Annotated in this window: 2 protein-coding genes; one reads left to right on the top strand and one right to left on the bottom strand. The window is 62.9% G+C overall.

Translation table 11 applies throughout. The features are described from left to right. Positions 1 to 116: 116 nt before the first annotated feature. Positions 117 to 1,223 (bottom strand): S-(hydroxymethyl)glutathione dehydrogenase/class III alcohol dehydrogenase, encoded by a 1,107-nt coding sequence (locus G7A66_RS09460; RefSeq protein WP_174295443.1) that lies wholly within the window; start codon positions 1,221 to 1,223, stop codon positions 117 to 119. A 139-nt stretch (positions 1,224 to 1,362) separates the two neighbouring features. Between G7A66_RS09460 and G7A66_RS14245 the strand changes: the two genes are divergently transcribed. Beyond that, on the top strand, positions 1,363 to 1,573 hold a 211-nt coding region (locus tag G7A66_RS14245), incomplete at its 3' end, for an acyl-CoA dehydrogenase family protein (RefSeq protein ID WP_408609254.1).

The following is a 1,573-nucleotide window of genomic DNA, read 5'->3' as shown; positions in this document are numbered from 1 at the left end:
AATCCCCGCCCCGTTGACCCCCCCGCCGATGATCAGAATGTCCTGCATCGCCGCCTCCTATAGGCGGGCGGACCGCGCTTGGCGAGTGAGGCGGCGGCGATGCAGAAGGGAAGCGCTCAGTAGATCACGACGCTGCGGATGCTCTCGCCCGAATGCATCAGGTCGAAGGCGCGGTTTATGTCTTCGAGGCCCATCGTATGCGTGATCATCGGGTCGATGGCGATTTTGCCGTCCATGTACCAGTCAACAATTTTCGGCACATCGGTCCGGCCCTTGGCCCCGCCGAAAGCCGTGCCGCGCCAGTTGCGGCCCGTCACCAGCTGGAACGGGCGGGTGCTGATTTCCTTGCCCGCCTCGGCCACGCCGATGACGATAGAGGTGCCCCAGCCCTTGTGGCAGCATTCCAGCGCATCGCGCATCACGTTGACGTTGCCGGTGCAGTCGAAGCTGTAATCCGCGCCGCCGTCGAGCATGTTGACCAGCGTTTCCACCGTGCTGCCGACATTCTTCGGGTTCACGAAATCGGTCATGCCGAATTTCCGGCCCCATTCTTCCTTGTCGCCATTGATGTCGACGGCGACGATCCGCCCGGCACCCGCCATCTTCGCGCCCTGGATCACGTTGAGGCCGATCCCGCCGAGGCCGAACACGACGACGTTGTCGCCGGGGCGCACATCCGCCGTATTGACCACCGCGCCGACGCCGGTCGTGACGCCGCAGCCGATGTAGCAGCTGGTTTCGAACGGCGCATCGTCGCGGATTTTCGCTACTGCGATTTCCGGCAGAACGGTGAAGTTCGAGAATGTCGAACAGCCCATATAATGATGCAGCATCTGTCCCTTGTAGGAAAAGCGGCTGGTGCCATCGGGCATGACGCCGCGCCCCTGCGTCTCGCGGATGGCGCTGCACAGATTGGTCTTGCCCGACAGGCACATTTTGCACTGGCGACATTCCGGCGTGTAGAGCGGGATGACGTGATCGTCGGGCGCGACGCTGGTGACGCCGGGACCGATCTCGCGGATGATGCCTGCGCCCTCATGGCCGAGGATGGACGGGAACAGGCCCTCGCTGTCCAGCCCGTCCAGCGTATAGGCATCGGTGTGACAGATGCCGGTCGCCATGATCTCCACCAGCACCTCGCCCGCTTTCGGCCCCTCGACATCGATCTCGACGATCTCCAGCGGTTTCTTGGCTTCGAAGGCGACGGCAGCGCGGCTTTTCATGGGCGGGGGAACTCCGGTGATTATCTGATTTCGTAGCAAACAATGGGGGAGGCCGATTCATTTCGCAACCGCCGCCCGCCTGAATGCTTGTGTCGGCGCATATCTGCGATAGGTTGCAGCCGGCAACGGACAAGGCGGGATGATGCAGCAGGATTTCGACGCAATTCGGGAAGAGGTGGCGAAACTTTGCACCCAGTTCCCCGGCTCCTATTGGCGAGCCAAGGACCGCGACCGCGAATATCCCGGCGAATTCGTGAATGCCTTGCAGCAGGCGGGCTACCTTTCCGCGCTGATCCCCGAGGAATATGGCGGCGCCGGCCTGCCGCTTTCGGGTGCGGCGGCGATCCTCG

Origin of the sequence: Alteripontixanthobacter muriae (genome assembly GCF_013336795.1) — a bacterium.
In the GTDB taxonomy this organism is placed as follows: Bacteria; Pseudomonadota; Alphaproteobacteria; order Sphingomonadales; family Sphingomonadaceae; genus Pseudopontixanthobacter; species Pseudopontixanthobacter muriae.
This window is presented reverse-complemented; position numbering and strand designations above follow the sequence as displayed.